General features: G+C 70.8%; 16 protein-coding genes and 1 pseudogene. 11 read left to right on the top strand and 6 right to left on the bottom strand.

What is annotated here, in order from left to right; translation table 11 throughout:
* Positions 1-123, bottom strand: a 123-nt coding sequence (locus FNH04_RS49405; protein ID WP_152785044.1) for a twin-arginine translocation signal domain-containing protein, incomplete at its 3' end; no start/stop codon positions are given.
* 365 nt (positions 124-488) lie between these two features.
* Positions 489-1,247, bottom strand: a complete 759-nt coding sequence (locus FNH04_RS16810; RefSeq protein WP_152785042.1) for a DUF899 family protein — start codon at positions 1,245-1,247, stop codon at positions 489-491.
* 384 nt (positions 1,248-1,631) lie between these two features.
* Between FNH04_RS16810 and FNH04_RS16805 the strand changes: the two genes are divergently transcribed.
* The gene (locus tag FNH04_RS16805; protein ID WP_152785040.1) at positions 1,632-3,041 is read left to right on the top strand and encodes a glycoside hydrolase family 16 protein; all 1,410 of its coding nucleotides are present in this window, start codon (positions 1,632-1,634) and stop codon (positions 3,039-3,041) included.
* 107 nt (positions 3,042-3,148) lie between these two features.
* Here FNH04_RS16805 and FNH04_RS16800 read toward each other — a convergent pair whose 3' ends face one another.
* Positions 3,149-4,060 (bottom strand): helix-turn-helix domain-containing protein, encoded by a 912-nt coding sequence (locus FNH04_RS16800; protein ID WP_152785038.1) that lies wholly within the window; start codon positions 4,058-4,060, stop codon positions 3,149-3,151.
* Positions 4,061-4,206: 146 nt separating this feature from the next.
* Between FNH04_RS16800 and tkt the strand changes: the two genes are divergently transcribed.
* From tkt to gnd, 6 genes are read left to right on the top strand one after another with little or no spacing between them, the layout of a single operon-like run.
* Positions 4,207-6,282 (top strand): transketolase, encoded by a 2,076-nt coding sequence (tkt, locus tag FNH04_RS16795; protein ID WP_152785034.1) that lies wholly within the window; start codon positions 4,207-4,209, stop codon positions 6,280-6,282.
* A gap of 19 nt (positions 6,283-6,301) precedes the next feature.
* Positions 6,302-7,459, top strand: coding sequence for a transaldolase (tal, locus tag FNH04_RS16790; protein ID WP_152785032.1), 1,158 nt, complete (start codon positions 6,302-6,304; stop codon positions 7,457-7,459).
* A gap of 41 nt (positions 7,460-7,500) precedes the next feature.
* Complete coding sequence (gene zwf / locus FNH04_RS16785) at positions 7,501-9,144, top strand: glucose-6-phosphate dehydrogenase (protein ID WP_194236706.1); 1,644 nt, start codon at positions 7,501-7,503, stop codon at positions 9,142-9,144.
* Positions 9,141-10,076 (top strand): glucose-6-phosphate dehydrogenase assembly protein OpcA, encoded by a 936-nt coding sequence (opcA, locus tag FNH04_RS16780; RefSeq protein ID WP_152785030.1) that lies wholly within the window; start codon positions 9,141-9,143, stop codon positions 10,074-10,076. Before zwf ends, opcA begins: the two co-directional genes overlap by 4 nt.
* Entirely contained in the window at positions 10,069-11,739 is a 1,671-nt protein-coding gene (gene pgi, locus FNH04_RS16775; protein ID WP_152785027.1) for a glucose-6-phosphate isomerase, read from the top strand. Before opcA ends, pgi begins: the two co-directional genes overlap by 8 nt.
* Before the next feature lie 15 nt (positions 11,740-11,754).
* Entirely contained in the window at positions 11,755-12,633 is an 879-nt protein-coding gene (gnd, locus tag FNH04_RS16770) for a phosphogluconate dehydrogenase (NAD(+)-dependent, decarboxylating) (RefSeq protein WP_152785054.1), read from the top strand.
* Between the two features lie 51 nt (positions 12,634-12,684).
* Here the strand turns inward: gnd and FNH04_RS16765 are convergent, their stop codons facing one another.
* A complete protein-coding gene (locus FNH04_RS16765) occupies positions 12,685-15,636 on the bottom strand; it encodes an AfsR/SARP family transcriptional regulator (protein ID WP_152785025.1) in 2,952 nt (983 codons plus the stop codon).
* A gap of 351 nt (positions 15,637-15,987) precedes the next feature.
* On the opposite strand from FNH04_RS16765, the gene FNH04_RS16760 reads away from it, so the two are divergent.
* The 4 genes from FNH04_RS16760 to FNH04_RS16745 all read left to right on the top strand — a co-directional run bounded on the left by FNH04_RS16760 (position 15,988) and on the right by FNH04_RS16745 (position 22,373).
* Positions 15,988-16,167, top strand: a complete 180-nt coding sequence (locus tag FNH04_RS16760; protein ID WP_228031433.1) for a hypothetical protein — start codon at positions 15,988-15,990, stop codon at positions 16,165-16,167.
* 308 nt (positions 16,168-16,475) lie between these two features.
* A complete protein-coding gene (locus FNH04_RS16755) occupies positions 16,476-19,370 on the top strand; it encodes a peroxidase family protein (RefSeq protein ID WP_152785021.1) in 2,895 nt (964 codons plus the stop codon).
* Between the two features lie 44 nt (positions 19,371-19,414).
* A complete protein-coding gene (locus tag FNH04_RS16750) occupies positions 19,415-20,818 on the top strand; it encodes a hypothetical protein (protein WP_152785019.1) in 1,404 nt (467 codons plus the stop codon).
* An 88-nt stretch (positions 20,819-20,906) separates the two neighbouring features.
* A complete protein-coding gene (locus FNH04_RS16745) occupies positions 20,907-22,373 on the top strand; it encodes a membrane-associated oxidoreductase (protein WP_322723183.1) in 1,467 nt (488 codons plus the stop codon).
* 166 nt (positions 22,374-22,539) lie between these two features.
* Here the strand turns inward: FNH04_RS16745 and FNH04_RS16735 are convergent, their stop codons facing one another.
* Both FNH04_RS16735 and FNH04_RS16730 read right to left on the bottom strand, forming a co-directional pair.
* Positions 22,540-24,432 (bottom strand): bifunctional sugar phosphate isomerase/epimerase/4-hydroxyphenylpyruvate dioxygenase family protein, encoded by a 1,893-nt coding sequence (locus FNH04_RS16735; RefSeq protein ID WP_322723182.1) that lies wholly within the window; start codon positions 24,430-24,432, stop codon positions 22,540-22,542.
* A gap of 65 nt (positions 24,433-24,497) precedes the next feature.
* A pseudogene (locus tag FNH04_RS16730) lies at positions 24,498-24,740 on the bottom strand (shikimate dehydrogenase); the annotation flags it as partial.

The raw sequence follows: 24,740 nt of genomic DNA, 5'->3' as shown, positions 1-24,740 counted from the left end.
GGGCCGGGGGGCGGGCGGTGCCGCGTCTGGGCCGCCGATGTCCTTGCCCGGGGCGCACGAGGCCACCGCTCCGGTCGCGCCGAGGGCGGCGGACCCGACGAGAAAGCGGCGGCGGCTGGGCATGCGGGACTCCCGTTCGGTGGGCGCGGCTGGTCGTGACCCGATGATGTGCGGGGCACCGCGTGCGGAACCATGCACAGGGCATGAACACCTTGTTGCAGGTCACGGGGTGCCGCCCGCCGCCTCGGGGGGAGCTTCGGGCGGCACCCGACCGAGAAGAGGGGGAATCCCGGCTTCTGGTTCCCCGGGCCGAGTGACACCTCGATCTGCACGACGCCATCGGCAAGACCACGGCCAAGTGACCAACAGGCCGGTTGAGCGCGACTGCGGCGGAAGTCGGGCGCGTGACCGAGGTCGGCCGATGCGCAGGGCCTCGACCATGCCGGCGCGACGGCCGCCGCTCCGCCGCGGCGGCCGTCGGCCCGGGGTCAGGAGCAGCAGCCTGAGCGGCCTGTGCGAGGTTGTCCGCTGTGGAGGTCGTCGTCGTGGCCTGCGGCGATTCGTGCCCATTGGGCGGTCGGCCGTCCGTCCTTGCGGAATTGCTGGCCGAGGGCCTCGTACGGCTGCGGCCAGCCGGACGGGGAGTTCTCCCAGGTCTCCTGCCGTCCGTGGACGGTCATGTCGAGGATGCCGTAGGACGGCGCCATGGGTTCGACGCCGCGGCCGGTGGTCCAGTACGTCTCGTAGACGTGGTCCCCGTCGCGGAGGTAGCACGCCTTCATCCCGAAGTGGCGGTCGGCGACGAGCCGTTCGTGGGACTCGGCGGGTACGGAGTACCAGGGCATGTCCCAGCCCATGAAGCGGCGGTAGCGGTCGGACTCCTCGTAGGGGCCCTGGCAGAAGACGGCGAAGGTGACGTCACGCTGGTGCAGATAGGACAGTTCGCGGACCTGCCCGGTGAAGAAGGTGCAGCCCTCGCACTGTTCGGCGGCGGTGTGGCCGTCGTGCCACATGTGATACGACACGAACAGCTGGGTGCGGCCCTCGAAGACGTCGATCAGGGGGACGTGCCCCGTGCCGCCGATGAGCGGGGCCGACGGGTCCACCTCGGTCATGGGCAGCCGTCGCCGGGCGGCGGCGATCGCGTCGCCTTCTCTGGTGTGCGCCTTCTCCCGGGCGCGCAGGGTGTCGATGGCGGCCAGCCACTCCCGGCGGGAGACGACCGGCGGCTTGTTCACATCAGTCATGCCCGTACTGACCCGGCAGCTCTCAAGAAATCATCGATTGAGCCCGAACCCGGGGCCGACTGCCTGCCGAACACGCACTCGCCGACGACAAGGGCGCTGACAACACCCCCGATCCAGCGCCCGGCGCGATCCGCGTCGACACTGGCCAAACCAGCGGAACCGGCCGACCGGGAGCGCTCTCCGTAATCGCGCCCCCTTCACGGCGTGAACTCGCCCATCCCCCAGGGAACTTTCACTGCTTCACCTCTTGACGGTCGAAGTGACCGGGAGCACATTGTCCCCGCACCTCTCGTTTGAGAGCGCTCTCAGAAGACGGTCGAACGGTCGCCCCCAAGCGCTCACCTCTCCACCCGCGCACCTCACCCCGTACACGAAGAGGTACTCATGAGGACAACCCCCACAACCCCCACAGCCGTCAGACGCGGCCCAGCCGCCCAACGCGGCCCCCTTCGGCGCACTCTCCTCGCCCTCGTCAGCGCGCTGAGCCTGGCCGCGGCCGGGGCCTCGGCGGCGGAGGCATCGGCGCCGGCGCCGCCGACCGGCTGGACCCAGGTCTTCGTCGACGACTTCAACGGCTCGGCCGGCACCGGCGTCAACACCTCCAACTGGCAGTACGCCACGGGAACCTCCTACCCGGGAGGCCCCGCCAACTGGGGCACCGGCGAGGTGGAGACGATGACCTCCAGTACGAACAACGTCTCGCTCGACGGCAACGGCAACCTCCGCATCACCCCGCTGCGCGACTCCGCCGGCAACTGGACCTCGGGTCGTATCGAGACCAACCGCACCGACTTCCAGCCCCCGTCGGGCGGGAAGCTCCGTGTCGAGGCCCGGATCCAGATGCCGAACGTGACCGGTACGGCCGCCGAGGGCTACTGGCCCGCGTTCTGGATGCTGGGCGCTCCATACCGCGGCAACTACCAGAACTGGCCGAGCGTCGGTGAGCTGGACATCATGGAGAACGTCCAGGGCCTCAACCGCGTGTGGGCCACGATGCACTGCGGCACCAACCCGGGCGGCCCGTGCAACGAGACGACCGGCATCGGCAACTACACGGCGTGTCCCAACACCACGTGCCAGTCCGGCTTCCACACCTACACGATGGAGTGGGACCGTTCGGTCAGCCCCGAGGCGATCCGCTTCTCCGTCGACGGCACCAACTTCCACACGGTGACGGCGAACCAGGTCGACGCGACGACCTGGGCCAACGCCACCAACCACGGGTTCTTCATCATCCTGAACGTGGCCATGGGCGGCGCCTTCCCGGACGCGTTCGGCGGCGGCCTGGACAGCGCCACCCAGCCCGGCCACCCCATGGTCGTCGACTACGTCCAGGTGCTGTCGGCCAGTGGGAGCGGTACCACACCCCCGCCGACGGGCACCCGTGACGCGTACAGCGCCATCCAGGCCGAGTCGTACAACAGCCAGAGCGGGGTGAACACCGAGAGCACCTCCGACACGGGAGGCGGCCAGAACATCGGCTCCCTCGCCAACGGCGACTGGGCCCTCTACCAGAACGTCAACTTCGGCTCCACGGCGGCCACCCAGTTCGTCGCCCGCGTGGCCAGCGGCGCGTCCTCGGGCGTCAGCGGGCTGGTCGAGGTCCGCCTCGACAGCCGTACAGCCACACCCGTCGGCAGCTTCGCCGTCGGCAACACGGGCGGCTGGCAGTCCTGGCGGACCATCCCGGCGAACATCAGCGGCGTCACGGGCACCCACGACGTCTATCTGACCTTCACCAGCGGCCAGTCCCAGGAGTTCGTGAACGTCAACTGGTTCAACTTCGGCCGCTGAGCAGCCTGTTGAGGGTCCGGGCCTGACCGCACCCGAACCGGGGCGGGCGCCGCGCATGCGCGTGGCGCCCGCCCTGTCGTGTACGCGGGACGCCGTACCCCGCCCGCTCAGCGCAGCTCCGCCCGGAACGCCACCGGCGTCGTCCCGGTGTGCAGCTGGAAGAACTTGGAGAAGTTGGCCGCGTCGGGGAAGCCGACGGCGGCGCCGATACGGCCGATGGGCATGTCCGAGTGCGCGAGGAGGCGCTTGGCCTCCAGGACGACGCGCTTGTCGATGAAGCCCTTGGGCGTCTCGCCCGTGGCGGCGCGGACGGCGCGGACCAGGGTGCGGCGGGAGTAGCCGAGGGAGTCGGCGTACGCGCTGACGCTGTGGTTGGTGGCGAAGTGCTCCTCGACGGCCTCGCGGAAGCGCGTGAACGTCGTGTCCGTGGGGCGGCGTTCCGATTCCGGCGTGCCGTCCGCGAGATGGGCGAGCCGGATGAGGAAGGCGGTCAGGGAGTGCCGCAGCACCGCGGTGTGCAGGGCGAGCGGCAGGGTCTCGGTGTCGGTGTACTCGCGTTCCAGCTGGTCGAGGGAGTGGCGGAGGCCCACCAGTTGGGCCGCGTCCGGGCGCAGGAGCGGGGGCAGGTCGTAGCGGTAGAGGCCGGTCGCCTCGACGGTGGCGCGCGGCAGGAAGCCGGGCTGCATGGCGAGGACGGTCCCGCGGTACCCGGACGAGCGGGAGAAGCGGTGGACCTGGCCGGGGCGGATCCACAGCAGGTCGCCGTCGGAGACCTCGTACTCGGCGAAGTCGATCATGTGGGTCACGGGGCCGCCGTCGAACAGCATCACCACGTGGAAGTCGATGCGGTGCACCCGCTCCAGCGGTACGTCCGCGTGCCAGGTGCGGTACGGGTCCATGGAGCCGACCTGCACACCGACACCGGAGAGGCTCAGGTCGACAGGAAAGGGGAACGTCTTGATCCCATCACCGTCTCGCCGACTCGTCCCATCACCGTCTCGCGGGGTTCTGTCTGCCATCTCCCTCTCGCGGTGGCTCGGCCCCGTGGTCGTTGTCCCACTTTCACCGAAGGCTGACACAGGCGCACCTTCCCCGGAAGAACTCGAAATTGCAGATTTGAAGGCGTACCGGCAGCCAACCCCTTCTTTGTAAGGACTTCTTGAAGATGAGCACGCAGACACCCGACCGCTTCGAGTGGACCGACCTCGACCGGCGCGCCGTCGACACGGCCCGCCTGCTCGCGGCCGACGCCGTGCAGAAGGCCGGCAACGGGCATCCGGGCACCGCGATGAGTCTCGCTCCGGCCGCGTACACCCTGTTTCAGAAGGTGATGCGACACGACCCCGCCGATCCCGAGTGGACGGGCCGTGACCGCTTCGTCCTCTCCCCCGGCCACACCTCGCTGACCCTGTACACCCAGCTCTTCCTCGCCGGCTACGAGCTGGGGCTCGACGATCTGAAGGCATTCCGCACACACGGTTCCAAGACGCCCGGGCATCCCGAGTACGGGCACACGGCCGGGGTCGAAACCACCACCGGGCCGCTCGGCCAGGGCGTCGCCAACGCCGTCGGCATGGCGATGGCCGCCCGTTACGAGCGCGGCCTGTTCGACCCGGACGCCCCCGAGGGCGAGTCCCCGTTCGACCACACCGTCTGGGCGATCGTCTCCGACGGCGACCTGGAGGAAGGCATCTCCGCCGAGGCGTCCTCGCTGGCGGGCCATCAGAAGCTCGGCAACCTCGTCTTCCTCTACGACGACAACCACATCTCCATCGAGGGCGACACCGCCACCGCGTTCTCCGAGGACGTACTGAAGCGCTACGAGGCGTACGGCTGGCATGTGCGGCGGATCGAGCCCGCGTTCAACGGTGACATCGACGTCGACGAGCTCTACGAGGCGCTCACGGCGGCGCGGGCCGAGACCGCGCGCCCCTCGATCATCGCGATGCGCACGATCATCGCCTGGCCCGCCCCGAACGCGCAGAACACCGGGGCGGCGCACGGAGCCGCGCTCGGTGACGACGAGGTCGCGGCCACCAAGCGGGTCCTCGGCTTCCACCCGGACGAGACGTTCCAGGTCGCGGACGACGTGCTGGCCCACACCCGCCGGGCCCTCGACCGGGGTGCCGAGGCACACTCCGCCTGGGACAAGGAGGTCGAGGAGTGGCGCGGCGCCCACCCCGAGCGCGCGCGGCTGTTCGACCGGGTGGTCGCGGGCCGGCTGCCCGAGGGCTGGGAGCAGGAGCTGCCGGTCTTCGAGGAGGGCAGGTCCGTCGCCACGCGTGCCGCGTCCGGCAAGGTCCTGCAGGCACTGGGCGCGGTGATCCCCGAGCTGTGGGGCGGCTCCGCCGACCTCGCCGGATCGAACAACACCACCATCGACAAGACCAGTTCGTTCCTGCCGGCGGACAACCCGCTGCCGGAGGCCGACCCCTACGGCCGCACCATCCACTTCGGTATCCGCGAGCACTCCATGGCCGCGGAGATGAACGGCATCGCCCTGCACGGCAACACCCGTGTCTACGGCGGCACGTTCCTGGTCTTCTCCGACTACATGCGCAACGCCGTACGCCTCTCGGCCCTGATGCAGCTCCCGGTGACGTACGTGTGGACCCACGACTCCATCGGCCTCGGTGAGGACGGCCCCACCCACCAGCCCATCGAGCACCTCGCCTCGCTGCGCGCCATCCCGGGCCTGAACATCGTCCGCCCGGCCGACGCCAACGAGACCGCCATCGCCTGGCGCGAGATCCTGCGGCGGCACGCCACGCACCCGGCCCCGCACGGTCTCGCGCTGACCCGTCAGGGCGTGCCGACGTACGAGCCCGACGAAGGTACGGCGAAGGGTGGTTACGTCCTCCGGGAGGCGTCCACGGGGACCCCGGAGGTGATCCTCGTCGCCACCGGTTCCGAGGTTCATCTCGCCGTCGCCGCGCGTGAGCGGCTGGAGGCCGAGGGGGTCGGTACGCGGGTGGTGTCGATGCCGTCCGTGGAGTGGTTCGAGGAGCAGCCGCCCGAGTACCGCGAGAGCGTGCTGCCGCCGGACGTGAAGGCCCGTGTGGCCGTCGAGGCGGGTGTCGGGCTGACCTGGTACCGGTACGTCGGTGACGCCGGGCGGATCGTGTCGCTGGAGCACTTCGGCGCCTCCGCGGACGCCGGGACCCTGTTCGCCGAGTACGGCTTCACGCCCGAGAACATCGCCGAAGCCGCCCGGGAATCCCTGACCGCCCTGCGCGCCTGACGCGGGCGCCTGAAGGAAGATGATCTCTGTGACCACTGAAGCGACCGCGGCGGCCACCGTCGCGGGACCCCTGAAGCGCCTCTCGGACGAGGGCGTCTCCATCTGGCTCGACGACCTCTCCCGTGAGCGCATCACCTCCGGCAACCTGGCCGAACTCGTCGAGAAGAAGCACGTGGTGGGCGTGACCACCAACCCGTCCATCTTCCAGGCCGCGATCGGCTCCGGCGAGGGCTACGAGGAGCAGCTCGCCGAACTCGCCGTGCGCGGTGTGACGGTCGACGAGGCCGTACGGATGATGACGACCGCCGATGTCCGCGCCGCCGCCGACATCCTGCGTCCGGTGTACGAGGCGACCGGCGGTCGCGACGGCCGGGTCTCCATCGAGGTGGACCCGCGCCTGGCCCACGACACGGCGGCGACGATCGCCGAGGCCAAACAGCTGGCCTGGCTGGTGGAGCGCCCGAACGTCCTGATCAAGATTCCGGCGACCAGGGCGGGGCTCCCGGCGATCACCGAGGTCATCGGCCTCGGCATCAGTGTGAACGTGACGCTGGTCTTCTCGCTGGAACGCTACCGCGAGGTCATGGACGCCTATCTCGCCGGCCTGGAGAAGGCGCAGAGGGCCGGACTCGACCTGTCCGCCATCCACTCCGTCGCCTCGTTCTTCGTCTCGCGCGTCGACACCGAGGTCGACAGGCGGCTGGCGAAGCTCGGCACGGCCGGGGCCCTCGCGCTCCGGGGCAGGGCGGCCCTCGCCAACGCCCGCCTCGCGTACGAGGAGTACGGAAAGGTCTTCGGCTCCGCCCGCTGGACCGCGCTCGTCCCGACGGGCGCCCACCGGCAGCGCCCGCTGTGGGCTTCCACGGGTGTGAAGGACCCGGCGTACAGGGACACGCTGTACGTCGACGAGCTGGTGGCGCCGGGCACGGTCAACACCATGCCGGAGGCGACGCTGAACGCCACCGCCGAGCACGGCGCCGTCGAGGGGGACACGGTGACCGGCGGCTACGCCCAGGCGCGGGCCGATCTGGCGGCCGTGGAGGCGCTCGGGATCCCGTACGACGAGGTCGTGAAGCAGCTGGAGGACGAGGGAGTGGCGAAGTTCGAGGCCGCCTGGGAGAAGCTCCTGGACGCGGTCTCGACGTCCCTGAGGAGGAAGGGAGCCGACGACGTATGAGCACCGACATCCTCGCCGGGACCGAGACAGGGATCGGGGCCATGGCCGAGGCCGGGACCGAAACCGGGACCAAGGCCACGGCCGGGGCCGGGACCAAAGCCGAGACAGGGACCGGGGCCGGGGCCGGGGCCGCCGCGGCCCTCGTCGACTCGGCCCTCGCACCCGACCCGGCCAATCCCCTGCGCGACGCGCGCGACCGCCGTCTCCCCCGTATCGCGGGCCCGTCCGGCCTGGTCATCTTCGGTGTCACCGGTGACCTGTCCCGCAAGAAGCTGATGCCGGCCGTCTACGACCTGGCCAACCGCGGGCTGCTGCCGCCGGGCTTCTCGCTCGTCGGCTTCGCCCGGCGGGACTGGGAGGACGAGGACTTCGCGCAGGTCGTCCGTGACGCGGTACGGGACCACGCCCGCACCCCGTTCCGCGAGGAGGTGTGGCAGCAGCTCGCCCAGGGCATGCGGTTCGTCCCCGGCGACTTCGACGACGACACGGCGTTCCGGCAGCTGCGCGACGCCGTCCAGGAGCTGGACTCCGCACGGGGCACCGGCGGGAACTTCGCGTTCTATCTCTCCGTACCGCCGAAGTTCTTCCCGAAGGTCGTGCAGCAGCTGAAGAAGCACGGGCTGACGGACGCGCCGGAGGGGGCCTGGCGGCGTGCGGTCATCGAGAAGCCGTTCGGCCACGATCTCGCGAGCGCGCGCGAGCTGAACGCGATCGTGCACGAGGTGTTCGACCCGGAGCAGGTGTTCCGTATCGACCACTACCTCGGCAAGGAGACCGTCCAGAACATCCTGGCGCTGCGCTTCGCCAACCAGATGTACGAGCCGCTCTGGAACCGGTCGTACGTCGACCACGTCCAGATCACGATGGCCGAGGACATCGGCATCGGCGGCCGGGCCGGCTACTACGACGGCATCGGCTCGGCCCGGGACGTCATCCAGAACCATCTGCTGCAGCTGATGGCCCTCACCGCCATGGAGGAGCCGGCCGCCTTCGACGCCGCGTCGCTGCTGGCCGAGAAGCTGAAGGTCCTCAGGGCCGTGAAGCTGCCGGAGGACCTCGGCGCGCACACCGTGCGCGGGCAGTACGCGCCCGGCTGGCAGGGCGGTGCGAAGGTCCCCGGGTACCTCCAGGAGGAGGGCATCGCGCCGACGTCGCGGACCGACACCTACGCGGCGCTCAGGCTGGAGGTCGACAACCGCCGCTGGGCGGGCGTCCCCTTCTATCTGCGGACCGGCAAGCGGCTGGGCCGCCGGGTCACCGAGATAGCGGTGGTCTTCCAGCGGGCGCCGCACTCCCCCTTCGACTCCACGGCCACCGAGGAGCTCGGCGAGAACGCGATCGTGATCCGCGTGCAGCCGGACGAGGGCATGACCGTACGCTTCGGTTCGAAGGTGCCGGGTACCTCGATGGAGATCCGGGACGTGTCGATGGACTTCGCGTACGGCGAGTCGTTCACCGAGTCCAGCCCGGAGGCGTACGAACGGCTGATCCTGGACGTACTGCTCGGCGACGCCAACCTCTTCCCCCGCCATCTGGAGGTGGAGGAGTCCTGGAGGATCCTCGACCCGATCGAGGAGTACTGGGACAGGAACGGGCGGCCCGCGCAGTACGCCTCGGGCACCTGGGGTCCCGGGGAAGCCGACGAGATGCTCGCACGAGACGGACGGAGCTGGCGCAGGCCATGAAGATCGACCTGACCGACACCACGGCAAGCAAGATCAACAAGGCGCTCGTGCAGGGGCGCCGGGCCATCGGCACGCCCGCCGTGGGCATGGTCCTGACGATGGTCATCGTGACCGACGAGGAGAACGCGTACGACTCGATCAAGGCCGCCGAAGAGGCCTCGCACGAGCACCCCTCGCGCACCCTCGTCGTGATCAAGCGGCACGCCCGCACCCCGCGCGACCGCACCAAGTCGCACCTGGACGCGGAGGTCCGCGTGGGCGCCGACGCGGGCACCGGCGAGACGGTCATCCTGCGGATGTACGGCGAGGTGTCCGACCACGCCGGCTCCGTGGTGCTGCCGCTGCTGCTGCCCGACGCGCCCGTGGTCGTGTGGTGGCCGGTGAACGCGCCCGACGTGCCCGTGAAGGACCCGCTCGGCGCTCTCGCCCAGCGCCGGATCACCGACATGTACGCCGTGGAGAGCCCGCTCGCCGCGCTGGAGCAGCGGGTCTCCTCGTACGCGCCCGGCGACACCGACCTCGCCTGGACCCGACTGACGCCCTGGCGCTCGATGCTGGCCGCCGCCCTGGACCAGGCCCGAACGGAGATCACGTCGGCCGCCGTGGAGAGCGAGTCCGAGAACCCGAGCGCCGAGCTGCTGGCCCGCTGGCTGGGCGCGCGGCTGGGGGTGCCGGTCGAGCGGGTCGTCACCGCCGGACCGGTCGTCACGGGTGTGCGGCTCGGCACCGAGAAGGGCGAGATCGTCATCGACCGCCCCGAGGGCCCGCTGGCCACGCTCACCCTGCCGGGCCAGCCCGCGCGCACCCTCGCCCTGAAGGTGCGCCCCACCTCCGAGCTGATCGCCGAGGAGCTGCGCCGGCTGGACGCGGACGAGATGTACGCCGTCGCCCTGCGCGGCGAGGGCGCCAAGGAGGCCCACGCCCATGTCTGACTCCGTCAAGCTCACCCGGCGCCCGGAGTGGACCGCGCTGGAGGACCACCGCGCGAGCGCCCTGCTCGACCCGAGCCTGCGCGAGCTGTTCGCGTCGGACCCGGGCCGCGCGGAGCGGTACGTCGTGCGCGTCGGTGATCTGCTCATCGACTACTCCAAGCACCTGGTCACCGACGAGACCCTCGCCCTGCTCCAGGAACTGGCCACCGCCACCGATGTGTTCGGCCTCCGGGACGCCATGTTCCGCGGCGAGAGGATCAACGTCACCGAGCACCGGGCCGTCCTGCACACGGCCCTGCGCGCCCCGCAGGACGCGGTGATCGAGGTCGACGGCGAGAACGTGGTGCCGCGGGTGCACGCCGTGCTGGACAGGATGAGCGACTTCGCCGGGCGGGTCCGCTCCGGCAAGTGGACCGGCCACACCGGCAGGCGCATCCGCAACGTCGTCAACATCGGCATCGGCGGCTCGGACCTGGGCCCGGCGATGGCGTACGAGGCGCTGCGGGCGTACACGGCACGGGAGTTGACGTTCCGCTTCGTGTCGAACGTGGACGGCGCGGACCTGCACGAGGCCGTACGGGACCTGGACCCGGCGGAGACACTGTTCATCATCGCCTCGAAGACGTTCACGACGATCGAGACGATCACGAACGCGACATCGGCCCGCGACTGGCTCCTTGCGGGGCTCGGCGGCGACAAGAAGGCGGTGGCCAGTCACTTCGTGGCGCTGTCGACCAACGGCGAGAAGGTGTCGGACTTCGGTATCGACACGGCCAACATGTTCGAGTTCTGGGACTGGGTCGGCGGCCGCTACTCGTACGACTCGGCGATCGGCCTGTCCTTGATGATCGCGATCGGGCCGGAGCGGTTCCGGGAGATGCTGGACGGCTTCCGGCTGGTGGACGAGCACTTCCGGACGGCACCGGCGGAAGCCAACGCACCTCTGTTGCTGGGCCTGTTGGGCGTCTGGTACGGCAACTTCTTCGACGCGCAGACGCACGCCGTGCTGCCGTACAGCCACTACCTGTCGAAGTTCACGGCGTACCTGCAGCAGCTGGACATGGAGTCCAACGGCAAGTCGGTGGACCGGGCGGGGCGTCCGGTGGAGTGGCAGACCGGGCCGGTGGTCTGGGGTACGCCGGGCACGAACGGCCAGCACGCGTACTACCAGCTGCTGCACCAGGGGAGGAAGCTGGTCCCGGCCGACCTGATCGGCTTCGCGCGCCCGGTCGACGAGCTGGACGGGCAACTCGCCGCACAGCACGACCTGTTGATGGCCAACATGTTCGCGCAGGGACAGGCCCTCGCCTTCGGCAGGACGGCCGAGGAGGTACGGGCGGAGGGCGTGTCCGAGGAGCAGGTGCCGCACCGCACGTTCCCCGGCAACCGCCCGACGACCACGATTCTGGCCACCGGGCTGACCCCGTCGGTGCTCGGGCAGCTCATCGCGCTGTACGAGCACAAGGTGTTCGTACAGGGCGCCGTCTGGAACATCGACTCCTTCGACCAGTGGGGTGTCGAGCTGGGCAAGGTCCTCGCGAAGCGGGTGGAGCCGGCGCTGACAAGAACGTCGACATCAGCCGCTGCCGCGGCGGGTGACGTACCCGGCCTCGACCCGTCCACCACAGCTCTCGTGGCCGCCTACCGCACGCTGAGGAAGTGAAGGGACGTGACAGCGATGGAAATGGGCCTCATCGGTCTCGGCAGGATGGGCGGCAACATGGCCCAGCGGATCCGCCGCGCGGGCCACACGGTCATCGGCTACGACCGCGATCCGGAACTCTCCGACGTGGGCAGCCTCCAGGAGCTCGTGGACCGGCTGGAGAGCCCGCGGGTGGTGTGGGTGATGGTGCCCGCGGGCGGCCCCACCCAGTCGGTCGTCGACGAGCTGGCCCGGCTCCTGTCCCCCGGTGACACCGTCGTGGACGGCGGCAACTCGCGCTGGACGGACGACGAGAAGCACGCGGAACAGCTGGCCGCGGGCGGCGTCGGCTTCGTGGACGCGGGCGTGTCCGGCGGCGTCTGGGGCCTGCAGAACGGTTACGCCCTGATGGTCGGCGGCGACAGGGAGCACGTCGAGCGCCTCCACCCGATCTTCGAGGCGCTCAAGCCGGAGGGGCCCTACGGGTACGTCCACGCGGGCAAGGTGGGTGCCGGGCACTTCGCGAAGATGGTCCACAACGGCATCGAGTACGCGATGATGCAGGCGTACGCGGAGGGTTGGGAGCTGTTGGAGTCGGTGGACTCCGTGACGTCCGTGCGGGAGGTCTTCCGCTCCTGGCAGGAGGGGACGGTCATCCGCTCCTGGCTGCTGGACCTCGCGGTCGACGCGCTCGACGAGGACGAGCACCTGGAGAAGCTGCGCGGGTACGCGGAGGACTCGGGCGAGGGGCGCTGGACGGTGGAGGCCGCGATCGACCACGCGGTACCGCTGCCCGCGATCACGGCGTCCCTGTTCGCCCGGTTCGCCTCCCGGCAGGAGGACTCCACCCAGATGAAGATGATCGCGGCCCTGCGGAAGCAGTTCGGGGGGCATGCGGTCGAGTCGGCCGACTGAGGGCGCCCGGGGCGCGTCTCCGGGGGTTCTTGTCACTCCCGGAGACGCCGCTCAGGCCGCGTACCTGCGGCTGAGCAGCGTACGAACGGTCTCCGCCTCGGGGGATCCGAGGTCCTCGTAGAGGGACAGCGCGTCACGCCAGCAGGCGGTGGCCCGGTCGGACAGGTCGAGTGCGCTGAGCGCACGGCCGAGCAGGGTCAGCGTGTCGGCGCGACGCTTGTCGCCGCCGATCCCGCCCATTACCGACAGGGAGAGCTCAGCCTTGTGGGCTGCTTCGGCCGGGGCGCTGCGGGCCAGGTGGATCTCCGCGATCCGGAGGAGGGTCATGCCCTCCCACAGCCGCTGCCGGCCGCCCCGGAACGTCTCGAGCGCCTCTTCCAGCAGGGGCATGGCGTCATACGGCGATCCGGACCCGGCCAGGGCGAGCCCGAGTGCGTAGCGCGCGTGGGCGCCGGCCAGCGTGTGTCCGAGCCGGTCGTAGATCTCCATGCCCTGCTGAGCGAGTTCCACGGCGTTCTGCGTCCTGCCCGTCGCGAGGTGGACGCGGGACAGCACGCACAGGGCGCCGGCGACGGCCGACTCGTCCTCGTTCGCGTGGAAGTTCGCGATGGCCTGGCGGAGATGGGCCTCACCGTCCGTGTGGCGGCCGTCGTGGAGGGCGATGACGCCTCGGGTGTGGAGCACGTAGCCGATCGCCCACGGGTCGTGGACGGACGGGCTGAGCCGCAACGCCTCACACGCCTCCGCGTCGGCCTGCCGGAAGCGCCCGGCCAGGCAGTGCACACGCGCGATGATCGCCCGCGCGCGCACCTCGGCGCGCGCGTCGCCCGCCGCCTCTGCGGCGTCCCGCACCGCTGTGGCGGCGCTCTGGTAGCGCGCGAAGTCACTGCCGGACTCGGCGAGGTCCTGCACCGTCAGCAGCAGGTCGACGGCCTTGCGCCGCAGCCCCGCCGTGGCCGCCTGCCGGGCGGTGGCCAGCAGGGACCGCCCCTCGACGAACAGCCAGTCCTGGGCCTGTCGGCGGGTGTCGAAGGACAGCCCCTCGCGGGACGACGACTCCAGGTGGTCGACCAGGTGGTTGCCGGGACGCTCCATCGTGTACACGCGCGCGGCCGTGGACAGGTAGAAGTCCAGCAGGCGGACGAGTGCGGACTCGCGTTCGGACGCCGGCGCGTCCCGTTCCGCACAGGCACGCGCGTAGAGCCTGACGAGCTCGTGGAAGCGGTACCGGCCGGGCTCCGCTTCTTCCAGGAGCGACATGTCGACCAGACTCTCCAGCAGGTCCTCGGCCTCGTCCACGGGCGAGTCGATGACGGCGGAGGCGGCTTCCAGCGAGATGTCCGGACCTGGCGCCAGGCCCAGCAGCCGGAAGGCACGGGCCTGCGCCGGCTTGAGCTGCCCGTACGTCACATCCAAGGCGGCTTTGACGACCATGTCCCCGGCCCGCAGCTCGTCAAGTCGCCGCCGTTCGTCATCGAGCTTCGCGGCGAGCACCGACACCGTCCATGTCCGCCGGGCCACCAGCCGGGACGCCACGATCCGGATCGCCAGTGGGAGGAAACCGCAGGCCGCCACGACGTCCAGCGCCGCCTCCCGCTCCGCGGCCACCCGCTCCTCGCCGGCGATCTTCGTGAAGAGTTCCAGGGCTTCCGCGGGGGACATCACGTCCAGGTCGACAAGATGCGCCCCGGCGAGATCCACCATCCGGGCACGTGACGTCACCAGCGCCGCGCACCCCGCCGTCCCGGGCAGCAGGGGACGTACCTGGGCGGCGTCGCGCGCGTTGTCCAGGAGGACCAGCACACGGCGGCCGTGCAGCAGCGACCGGTACAGGGCCGCTCGTTCCTCCAGCGAGTCCGGGATCGCGGCGCCGACGGTCCCCAGGGCCCGCAGGAAGGCGCCCAGCACAGTCTCCGGGTCGGCCGGCCGTGCCCCCACTCTCTGCAGGTTCACGTACAACTGCCCGTCCGGGTAGGCGCCCTGCGCCAGCTGCGCCACATGCACCGCGAGCGCCGTCTTGCCCACACCCGCGATCCCTCCGATCGCGGACACTGCCATCACACTGCCCTCGGCACCCGAGGCGGACGACAGTACGTCGGTCAGATCCTTCACGAAGGACGCGCGCCCGGTGAAGTCGGGGACGGTCGCGGGGAGTTGACGCGGGAGGACCGGCACGGCCGCCGGTTCGGCCACGGGTGCCGACGGTTCCACCAGCCCCGGGTCGGCCTCCAGGATCCGCTGCTGCAGCGCGCTGAGGCCAGGGCGCGGATCCACCCCCAGCTCGTCGGCGAGCAGGCGCCGTATGTCCGCGTACACGGCCAGCGCCTCCGCCTGCCGCCCGCACCGGTACAGCGCGAGCATCAGCAGTTCCCGGAGCCGTTCACGCAGGGGGTGGGCCGCCGTCAGGGCCGTCAGTTCCGACACGGCCTCGGAGTGGTTCCCCTGCTCCAAATCCATGTCCAGGCGAGATTCCAGCAGTTGGAGGCGCCACTCCTCCAAGCGGATGCGCTGCTTCTCCGCGTACGGGCCCGGCACGCCGGTCAGCGGTTCCCCGTCCCACAGGCTCAGCGCCCTGTTCAGCAGTGCTCGCGCGTGGCGCAGATCTCCGGTCGCCTTCGCCTTCTCCGCTTCCGCCGCCAACTCCCGTGCCGTCGAGAGATCCAGAACCGAGTGGGCTTCGGACAGCCGGATCGCGTACCCGCCGGACTCGCTGACCAGCACCCCGGGGGACAGCGCCTTGCGCAGGCGCGAGGCGTAGGTGCGGACTGCGGCAAGGGCCTGCGACGGCGGTTCGTCGCCCCACAGCGCGTCGATCAGTTCACCCGCCGTCGCCGTGCGCCCCTCGCGGAGCAACAGCGCGGCCAGCAGTGCTCTTTGCTGGGGCGAGCCGGTACTCAGCGGCTCACCGTCGTGCCACACTCGGACAGGACCGAGGACGGAAAAGCGCAGCGCTTCGCCGCGGAGCGGTTCTCTCCGATCGGGAACGCGTGGCACTCCATCCATGGACCCAACGCTACCAGCGCGTTTAGCGCACGTACATCGATCGTTTATGCCCTGCTGGAACCATGCCCTGAGCAGCCTTCCGTGACTTGCCCAGTCCGGAGCTGACATGAGCCGGGATCTCCGGGACTGGCATCCCGGGGGCCCCGCTCTGCTGTGCTCTTCTCTCAACTCTGGCTCACCGAAGCGCGTTTGGGCTACCGTCATGCCCAGCGCCACGGTGTACGCGAGTGGTCCCGGGCCCCCCATGCCAAGGGCCGACAACGGTTCCCCTCGCCGCACGTGCCGCGCATATCCGGACTGGGCACTGTCACAAGGGAGAAGAGCGCTGTCATGCAAGCAAGTAGTCAATCGATGTGGCTATTGGCCGGAGTGGTCGTCACTCTGGCCTATTTCGTTCTGGTCGGCTATCTCGCCAGAGCGTTGAGGGCGGCTCAACGGCTTCCGGTGGTCATCGCGTCCATCGCGGGCCTCGTCGGAGCCCTGCCCGCCGTGCTGTACGCGCTGTACTACGCCCTCACCGTCATGGCGTAGCCCCGCACAGGGCTCGGCCCTCGTACCAAGTGAACCCTCGCCCGGCAGAATGTCCGCCCGGGCGAGGGCCCTGAGTCGTTTCCCGGCCAGTAACGCGTGGGCGGCGTGGGCCTGTTGGGGCGAAGCGGCACCCAAGACGACACTCCACACGTTCGCGTTGCGGCTTTGACATGCCCAATTTCCAATTTTTGCACGGTTGTTCGGACATGTACACATGGCGCGAACTATCGCTGTCGGGCGCCGGTCGCCGGTTGTAGCGTGCTGGCCGCCCGTCCCGTTCGCATGTGTGAGCACGAAGGAAAACGCCGATGGCCGAGCCCGGACAGGACGAGCAGCACACGCGTCACCACCGGCGGTACGAGCGGTACGACGGGGGCAGTCCCGAGGCGGAGCGGCTCGTGTTCGAGCGGCTGGCACGGGAGTTGACGCGGGTCCAGGTCAGGAACCGGCGTGCCGGAGGCGGTGGGCTCGCCCGCGCCTTCCACGCCAAGGCGCCGGTGGCCGTGGAGAACGCCCGGCTGCGCTTCCGCGACGACCTTCCGCCCGCGCTGTGCGTCGGTTTCGCGCAGCCCGGCGCCGAGTACCCGGCGACGGTCCGGCTGTCCAACGCGAGCGGGATCCGCCAGGGCGACGGTTCGCCCGACCTGCGCGGGGCGGCCGTACGGGTGAGGGTGTCCGAGGGCGAGAGCCACGACCTGCTGGCGACCAGCCATCCGGTCTCGCATGCCCGCGACGCGCGCGAGTTCGTGGCCTTCGCCAAGGCCATCGCGGGGGCACGAAGCCCGTTGCGGAAGGCGTTCGGGCTGTTCGTGAAACTGCCGCTGGCCGTGGGACCGGGACCCGCCGTCCGGATGGTGAGGAACATACGGGCCGCGACCCGGCACACCGTCGACTCGCTGGCGAACGAGACGTACTGGAGCAGGGGCGCGATCCTGTGGGGCGGGGCCGGGCCCGTGCGCTATCTGCTGCGCCCGGCACCGGGCAGCCCGCCGGCGGCGGCGCCCGACCGCGGCGACCCGGAGTTCCTGCGCCGGGAGTTCACACAGCGGCTGGCCAGGACCGACGTCGTGTTCGAAGTGTGCGTCCAGCGGTACGTGGACGAGCGGCACACTCCCGTCGAGGACGCCTCCGTGGAGTGGAGGGAGGCCGTCACCCCCGCGCTGCCGGTCGGCACGCTCACCCTCCCCCGTCAGGAACTGGGGAGTGCCGCTGCCCGTGCGGCAGCCCGGCGGATCGAGGACCTCGCCTTCAACCCCTGGTACACCACCGACGAGTTCCGGCCGCTCGGGAACATCAACCGGGCCAGGAAGGCCGCGTACCAGGCGGGCAGCGCCCATCGGCTCGGGCTGCGCTTCGTCACGGAGGAGCCGCTGCGGAACCGGCTGCTCGCCCGCCCGGTGGGAGCCGCCCTGGCGCTGCTGAACCGGTACGTTCCGTGGCACCGGCTGCCGGTGTCGCTGAGCCTGCTGAACCTGGTGTTCCTGCGGAAGGTGCTGCGGCGGCTGAACCTCATCGACACCGAGGTGCGCGAGGCCCCGCCCCGGGCCCAGCCCGTTCCCGGGCCCATCCCCGAGCGGCTGCGCACGGAGCGGTCGTACGACGGGACGTACAACGATCTGTCCGAGCCGGGGATGGGCGCGGTGGGGTCCGCCTTCGGGCGCAATCTGAAGCCCGACTACCGGCCGGACCTGTTCGACGTCCCGAACCCGGTCACGGTCAGCCGGGAGCTCCTGTACCGGGAGAGCTTCGTCCCGGCGACCTCGCTGAACGTGATCGCCGCGGCCTGGATCCAGTTCCAGGTGCACGACTGGGTCAACCACCGCCGCCACAAGACCGGTGACCGCGGTGTCGAGGTGCCGCTACCGCCCGGCTCGGGCCCCTGGTTCAACACGCCCGGCGGTCCCGCCGAGAACGTCATGCGGTTCGCGGAGAACGAGGGTCTCGACCAGCCCGGGGGCCGCCCGCCGATCCTCTTCGGCAACAGCGCCTCGCACTGGTGGGACGGCTCCGAGGTGTACGGCGCGGACGAGCAGACCGCGCGGTTCCTGCGCGAGCCCGGCGGCGGGGCGGGGCTCCGTCTGGAGAACGGCCATCTACCGGGCGGGCCGAACGGCACTCCGCTCACCGGCTTCAACGACAGCTGGTGGATGGGGCTCAGCACGCTGCACACACTGTTCGCACGCGAGCACAACGCGGTGTGCGCCGCGCTGCGCGCCGAGTACCCGTCGATGACGGAGGAGCGGATCCACCACACGGCACGACTGGTGGTGTCCGCGCTGATCGCGAAGATCCACACCGTGGAGTGGACTCCGGCGATCCTTGGCACCGAGACCATCGACATCGCGCTGCGGACCAACTGGCAGGGACCGCCGAAGAGCTGGCTGAGCGAGCTGGGTCTGTGGCTGTTCGAGGCGCACTCGCTGACCGGTATCCCGAAGACGCTGCCGGACCACCACACGGCGCCCTACTCGCTGACCGAGGACTTCGTCACCGTCTACCGTCTCCACCCGCTGATCCCGGACGACTTCGAGCTGCGCGAGCACAGCTTCGGGCAGCGTCTGGAGACCGTGGGCTTCCAGGACATCCAGGGCGCGGTGGCCGAGACACGGATCCGCAAGACGGGGCTCGCCAACGCGCTGTACTCGTTCGGCATCGCCCATCCCGGCGCGATCACCCTGCACAACTTCCCGCGCTCGCTCCAGCGGTTCGAGCGGGACGGCGAGATCATCGACCTGTCGGTCGTGGACCTCGTCCGGACACGGCGGCGCGGTGTGCCCCGCTACAACGACTTCCGGGCCGGCCTGCACAAGAAGCGGCTGCGCTCCTTCGAGGAGCTGTCAAAGAACCCGGAGACCGTGGCCCGGTTGAAGGACGTCTACCGCTCGGTCGACGAGGTCGACACCGTCGTGGGCCTGTTCGCGGAGAACCCGCCCACGGGCTTCGGGTTCAGCGACACCGCGTTCCGCGTCTTCATCCTGATGGCCAGCCGCCGGTTGCAGAGCGACCGGTTCCTGACGGTCGACTACCGGCCCGAGGTCTACACCCCGCTCGGTATCGACTGGGTCGAGAAGGGCGGCATGAACTCCGTGATCCTGCGCCACTGCCCGGAGCTCGCGGCTCTGCTGCCGCGCGGGGCGAGCGCGTTCGCGCCGTGGCGCACGGTCCGGCCGACGGGCAACGGGGGTCTGAGCGACAAGAGCTGACGGACACGGAACCAGCGAGACACAGGAACCAACGGGGGAACAACATGTCAATAGTTGACGATCAGTCAGGCGATGTCGGCGCGCCCCGGGAGCACCCCGGGCTGGAGGACCTGCTCCGCCGGCCCCTGCTGGAGACGGTGTGGCGGCGGCGCACCCACCGGGTCAGCCGGGGCGCGTCGGTGCCCGCCGGCTCCATGAGCCACACCTCCGCGCACTCCCCGCTCCCCCTGTCGGAGCTGGAGGAGGCGGTGCTCATCGCAATCACCGGGTGCTCCGGGCTGACGATGCCCGACCGGCCCTTCGACGACCCGCGCGACGGCAAGCCGATCATGGCCAAGCCCAATCTGACCATGGCGGGCCGGACCGCGGGCAGCCCGGACAACGCGCAGGGCACTCACTTCTTCATGATCAACGACACGGGGACGTACTACCTGCGCAAGCTGCCGCCCGCGCCCGGGGAGTCCTTCGACGCCGACACGCTGATCGCGCGGGCCCGGGAGTCGAAGGTCAAGGTCCTGGACCACCGTCTCGACGTCGCCGAGGGACAGCGCGACTTCCCGGCGTACCTCGACTCCAACCGGTTCCTGTCCAACCTTCCCGGTACGACGCTGTTCTTCCCGGTCGTCGATCTGTCGCACCAGTACATCAACGCGCTGATGTACCTGCTCACCCAGCCGGACGGGGCGCGGCCGACCTTCGTGGACGACCGCAACCTCTACCGCCCGGCCGGGGTGAAGAAGTGGGTCGACAACGGCTTCCTCAACAAGGACCTGAAGCTGCCGCTCGGCGCGCTGGGCCCCATGCGCACCCAGATCGAGGCCGATCTGCTGCTGCAGAACCTGATGCTGACGGCGGAGGCGATGGGCCTGGGCGCCTGGATCCACGCCACCATCAACCCGCAGATCGCACTGGGCGACCCCAAGTTCTCCCGCAGATACGGCAGGATGCTCGGCTTCACGTTCGTCACCCCGCGCTGGCGGCTCGCCGACCTGTGGCGCTGGCACATCCCGCTGCCGAAGTACGCGCGCGTCCGCTCCCATCCGGTGGGCCTGCGCTCCCCCGACGGCGAACCGCTGATCGAGGCCGCGTGCCCGCCCGCGTACGGGTCGATGTCGGAGGCCGTCGACGCGGTCGTCCGCGCGAAGTTCGGGCAGGGCGGCACGTACGCCGACAAGGATCTCTTCGCCCGGATCTACAAGGAGGACTACGGGCAGCGGTATCTCGCCGAGGCGAGCGAGTACGAGGAGCGGGTGATCGACTGCGCGCGGGACGTCTGCGAGTACGTCCTGCGCACACACCGTCGCTTCCCCGCGCACACGGACGCGATCCATGTGCCGGGCGTCTGGCTCCAGGCCCATCATGTCGAGACCGAGTACTACGAGCGGCACTTCGTGAACGGGCTCACCGACGCGCACCGCGGGCACGCGGAGGTGTGGGACCGGTCGTAGCGGGCCGGCGAGCGGGCGGAGTGTCAGCCGGAGTTCCGGTCCCCCACGGCGAGTTGACAGCTCGGAGGGGTCGCGTCAGAGTCCGGTCGTGAGCGAGATCAACGATCTGACGCCGGCCGAGGCGCGGGTGTGGCAGGCGTTTCCCCGGGGCGAGGCCGTGGACTTCCGTACGGCCGAGGACGAGGACGCCTCGCTCGGCGGCGTGTGGGGGCCGGAGCGGACCGTACGGGCGAGCGTGCTGAGGGCACTGCTGCTGAGGGCTCCGCGGGAGGAGGGAGAGGTCGCCGCGCTCAAGGTCGCGGGGGCACGGATCACCGGGGTCCTGGACCTGCGGTACGCGACGGTCGACAGCGTCGTACGCCTGAGTTCCTGCCGCTTCGACGACGTTCCCGACCTTTCCGGCGCCCACCTGGGCTACGTCAACCTGGCCGACTCCGCGCTTCCCGGTCTGGCCTCGGCGCGTGCCCGGGTGGACGGCAGCCTGCGGCTGACCGGTTGCCGGTTCCACGGACCGGTGCGCCTCGGCGGGGCACACGTCTCGGGGGCGCTGTTCCTCGAAGGGGCGGAACTCACCGCACCGGACGGACCGCAGCCCGTGCTGCAGCTCAAGCACGTGACCATCGAGGACGAGATATGTGCGACCGGGCTGCGGACGCACGGCGAGATACGGCTCGACAGCGCCACCATCGCCGGATCGGTCAACCTCGACGGCGCGCGGCTCCACCACCCCGGCAACGCCGTCCTCGACGCACAGACCCTCGTCGTGGAGGGAGACGTCCTCATGCGGCGCGTGGACGCCGTCGGCTGGATGGGCCTGGGCGGCGCCCGTGTCGCGGGCCGCCTCGACCTCTCGCACACCCGCCTGTCGAACCCCGGCGACGCGGCGCTGCGGGCGAGCGGCTGCACCGTCGGGGAACTCTGGCTGCGGGGGACCGCGACCCTGGAGGGCGGACTCAATCTGCGCCGCGCCCAGATCGACGTCCTTTTCCTTAAACCGGAAGCGGTGCCGGACGAGGTCCTCCTCAACAGCCTCGTCTACACCACGCTCATCCCCCACGAGCCCGCCGAGCGTCGCCTGCCGATGCTGGAGCGGGACCGCGAGGGTTATGTCCCGCACGCCTACGAGCAGCTGACCGCCGCCTACCGCCGTATCGGCGACGACCGCGCGGCCCGCCTCGTGCAACTCGCCAAACAGCGCCGCCACCGCTCCACGCTCCCCTGGTACGGCCGGCCGTGGGGCTGGCTCCAGGACGCCACCGTCGGCTACGGCTTCCGCCCGCTGCGCGCCTGCGTCTGGCTGCTGTCGCTGCTCGCCGTCGGCTCGGTCGCGTACGGGCTGCACGAGCCTCCGCCGCTCAAGCCGTCCGAGGCCCCGCCGTTCGACCCGGTGTTCTACACGCTCGACCTGCTGCTGCCGGTGATCTCCTTCGGTCAGGAGAGCGCGTTCGCCCCGCGGGGCTGGTACCAGACGCTGTCCTACGTCCTGATCATCACGGGCTGGATCCTGGCCACGACGGTCGCGGCCGGCGTGACCAGGACGGTCAGCCGCCAGTGAGTCAGAGCCTGTGTCATATCCCCGGTCGGATCAGCGCGCGGCGTCTGGTGCGTGCGATCGCAAGGCGCCGGAGCGCCCTCGTGGCGGAGTCACGTGGGCGTTTCGGCAACGCGGCGAGCGTGCGTGCCAGGCGTCGCGCGCCCGGCCGGGGATATGACACAGGCTCTCACCGCACGGTGTGCTGGGCGGCGAGCCGCACCGGGGCGTTCTGCGCTCCGTAGCCCTGGTAGCCGCCGTCGCGCTGGACGAGTTCGAAGAAGACCCGTCCGAGGGTCTCCGTGTAGCAGTGGCGGAACTCGCCGTGGGCGTCCCGGTCGTAGAGGATGCCGAGTTCGCGGTATGTCTCCAGCTCGCCGTCGGTGAACTCGTACCGTGCGGCGAGGTCGTCGTAGTAGTTGGCGGGGATCGGCAGCAGGCGGCCCCCGGCGGCGCGGAACGCGCGGGCCGCGGCCACCACGTCGTCGGTGGCGAGCGCGATGTGCTGGGTGCGGGAGACGTCGTCGGTGGGGGCGGGGCCGACGCCGAGGGCGATACGGACGCTGCCGTCGGTGTTGCTCACCGCGCGGCTGCGGAACAGGCCGTACGGGTCGGCGAGGTCGACGCTCTCCCGGCCGTCGAGGCCCAGCACGCTGCGGTGGAAGAGGGCGGCCTCGTCGAACTGGTGCCAGGGCTGGGTGAGGGCGAGGTGGTCGACGCGGTACGAGTGCCCCGCGGCCTCGGTGTGCTCCACGGGCCGGAAGTCGGCGGTCCAGCTGGGGAGTCGGGGGCGGTCTGCGGCGTCCGCGGGATCTGCGTTGTCCGTGGCGTCCGTGGCATCCGTGGCTCCCGTGGCGTCCGTGGCGACGAAGAAGAGTTCCGTGCCGTCGGGGGCGGCCACCGCCTCCAGGGGCGCGTCCTCGGGGGCGCGGCGGCGTGGCAGGACGGGCGCGAGGAGGGACTCGGCGCGGCGGGCGGCTCCGGCGGGGTCGGGGGACTCCAGGCCGATGGCCGCGAGACAGGTGCCGTCCATGGGAGTCCCCCCTGCTCGGGCGAAGCCGAGAGCTCTGGGGAGGGCGGCGGGTCCGGTGTTGACGAGGACGCGGGCCTCGCCCTGCTGCCACAGGTCCACGGGCTTGCTGCGGTGCCGGGCCGTACGGGCGAAGCCGAGGGCGCCGAGGAGCGTGGAGGCGGGTTCGGCGTCGGTGGTGACGAGTTCGACGAAGGCGGTGCCGGTGGGGACGACGGGTGCGGGCAGCGCGGCCAGGCCGGCCGCCTCCTGGAGGGCGAGGAGGGAGCGGTGCGCGTCGAGGGCCGTGGGGCCCGCCTCGGCCTGCCGGAACACGTCGTTGAAGATCTCCAGGGACAGCGGCCCCCGGTACCCGGCCGCGATGACGTGCCGGAGCAGTCCGGTGACGTCGAGGCCGCCCTGTCCGGGGAAGCAGCGGTAGTGGCGGCTCCACTGGAGGACGTCCATCGCCATGAGCGGGGCGTCCGCGAGCTGGAGGAAGAAGATCTTCTCGCCGGGGATGTCCGCGATGCCCTCGAGGTCCTTCGGGTCGGAGCCGCGGGCGAGGATGTGGAAGCTGTCCAGGCAGGTGCCGAGCGCGGGGTGATCGGCCGCCTCGACGATGCGCCAGGCGTGGTCGTACGTGTTCACATGCCGTCCCCACGCCAGCGCCTCGTACGCGATCTTGACGCCGAAGTCCTGGGCGAGGTCGGCCAGTCGGCTCAGCTGGGCGGCGGCGAGCGCGTCGTCGTCCTCGGCGAGCGGGGAGACGCTGGAGCAGACGAGGACGGTGTCGGCGCCGAGGCGGCGCGTCAGCTCGAACTTGTGGCGGGCGCGGCGCAGGTTGCGGGCGAACTCCTGCGGCGGCACGGCCTCGATGTCGCGCATCGGCTGGTAGAGGTCGATGCTCAGGCCCAGGTCGGCACAGCGGGCGCGGATGTCCTCGGGGGTGAGGGGGCTGGCGAGCAGGTCGTTCTCGAAGATCTCGACCCCGTGGAAGCCGGCCCGGGAGGCGGCCGTGAGCTTCTCGGTGAGGGAGCCGCTGAGCGAGACGGTGGCGATGGACGTACGCACCTGGGTACCTCTCTCCTTGCTCTTCGCGTGGGTGCCCCGACGGCTTACTCGGGTGCCCCGGCGGCTTACTTGGGTGCCCCGACGGCCCCGGCCAGCTCGGCGAAGTCGGCGAGCATCCGTGCGCTGTCGGGTTCCCGGCCGGTGAACAGGCGGAACGCGTCCACGGCCTGGAAGACGGCCATCCCGCCGCCGTCGAGGGTGGCGCAGCCCAGGCTTCGGGCGGTGCGCAGCAGCTCCGTCTCCAGCGGCCGGTAGACCACCTCGGCGATCCACAGCCCGGGGCGCAGCAGCTCGGCCGGGAACCCGAC

Origin of the sequence: Streptomyces phyllanthi (assembly GCF_009377205.1) — a bacterium.
In the GTDB taxonomy this organism is placed as follows: Bacteria; Actinomycetota; Actinomycetes; order Streptomycetales; family Streptomycetaceae; genus Streptomyces; species Streptomyces phyllanthi.
Note: the sequence above shows the minus strand (reverse complement) of the source record. Positions and strands in the feature narration are given on the sequence as shown.

Bases quoted from the DNA above. Each gene is read 5' to 3' on its own strand.
- FNH04_RS16810 (WP_152785042.1), bottom strand. From the start codon at position 1,247: ATGACTGATGTGAACAAGCCGCCGGTCGTCTCCCGCCGGGAGTGGCTG.
- FNH04_RS16805 (WP_152785040.1), top strand. From the start codon at position 1,632: ATGAGGACAACCCCCACAACCCCCACAGCCGTCAGACGCGGCCCAGCC.
- FNH04_RS16800 (WP_152785038.1), bottom strand. From the start codon at position 4,060: ATGGCAGACAGAACCCCGCGAGACGGTGATGGGACGAGTCGGCGAGAC.
- tkt (WP_152785034.1), top strand. From the start codon at position 4,207: ATGAGCACGCAGACACCCGACCGCTTCGAGTGGACCGACCTCGACCGG.
- tal (WP_152785032.1), top strand. From the start codon at position 6,302: ATGATCTCTGTGACCACTGAAGCGACCGCGGCGGCCACCGTCGCGGGA.
- zwf (WP_194236706.1), top strand. From the start codon at position 7,501: ATGGCCGAGGCCGGGACCGAAACCGGGACCAAGGCCACGGCCGGGGCC.
- opcA (WP_152785030.1), top strand. From the start codon at position 9,141: ATGAAGATCGACCTGACCGACACCACGGCAAGCAAGATCAACAAGGCG.
- pgi (WP_152785027.1), top strand. From the start codon at position 10,069: ATGTCTGACTCCGTCAAGCTCACCCGGCGCCCGGAGTGGACCGCGCTG.
- gnd (WP_152785054.1), top strand. From the start codon at position 11,755: ATGGAAATGGGCCTCATCGGTCTCGGCAGGATGGGCGGCAACATGGCC.
- FNH04_RS16765 (WP_152785025.1), bottom strand. From the start codon at position 15,636: ATGGATGGAGTGCCACGCGTTCCCGATCGGAGAGAACCGCTCCGCGGC.
- FNH04_RS16760 (WP_228031433.1), top strand. From the start codon at position 15,988: ATGTGGCTATTGGCCGGAGTGGTCGTCACTCTGGCCTATTTCGTTCTG.
- FNH04_RS16755 (WP_152785021.1), top strand. From the start codon at position 16,476: ATGGCCGAGCCCGGACAGGACGAGCAGCACACGCGTCACCACCGGCGG.
- FNH04_RS16750 (WP_152785019.1), top strand. From the start codon at position 19,415: ATGTCAATAGTTGACGATCAGTCAGGCGATGTCGGCGCGCCCCGGGAG.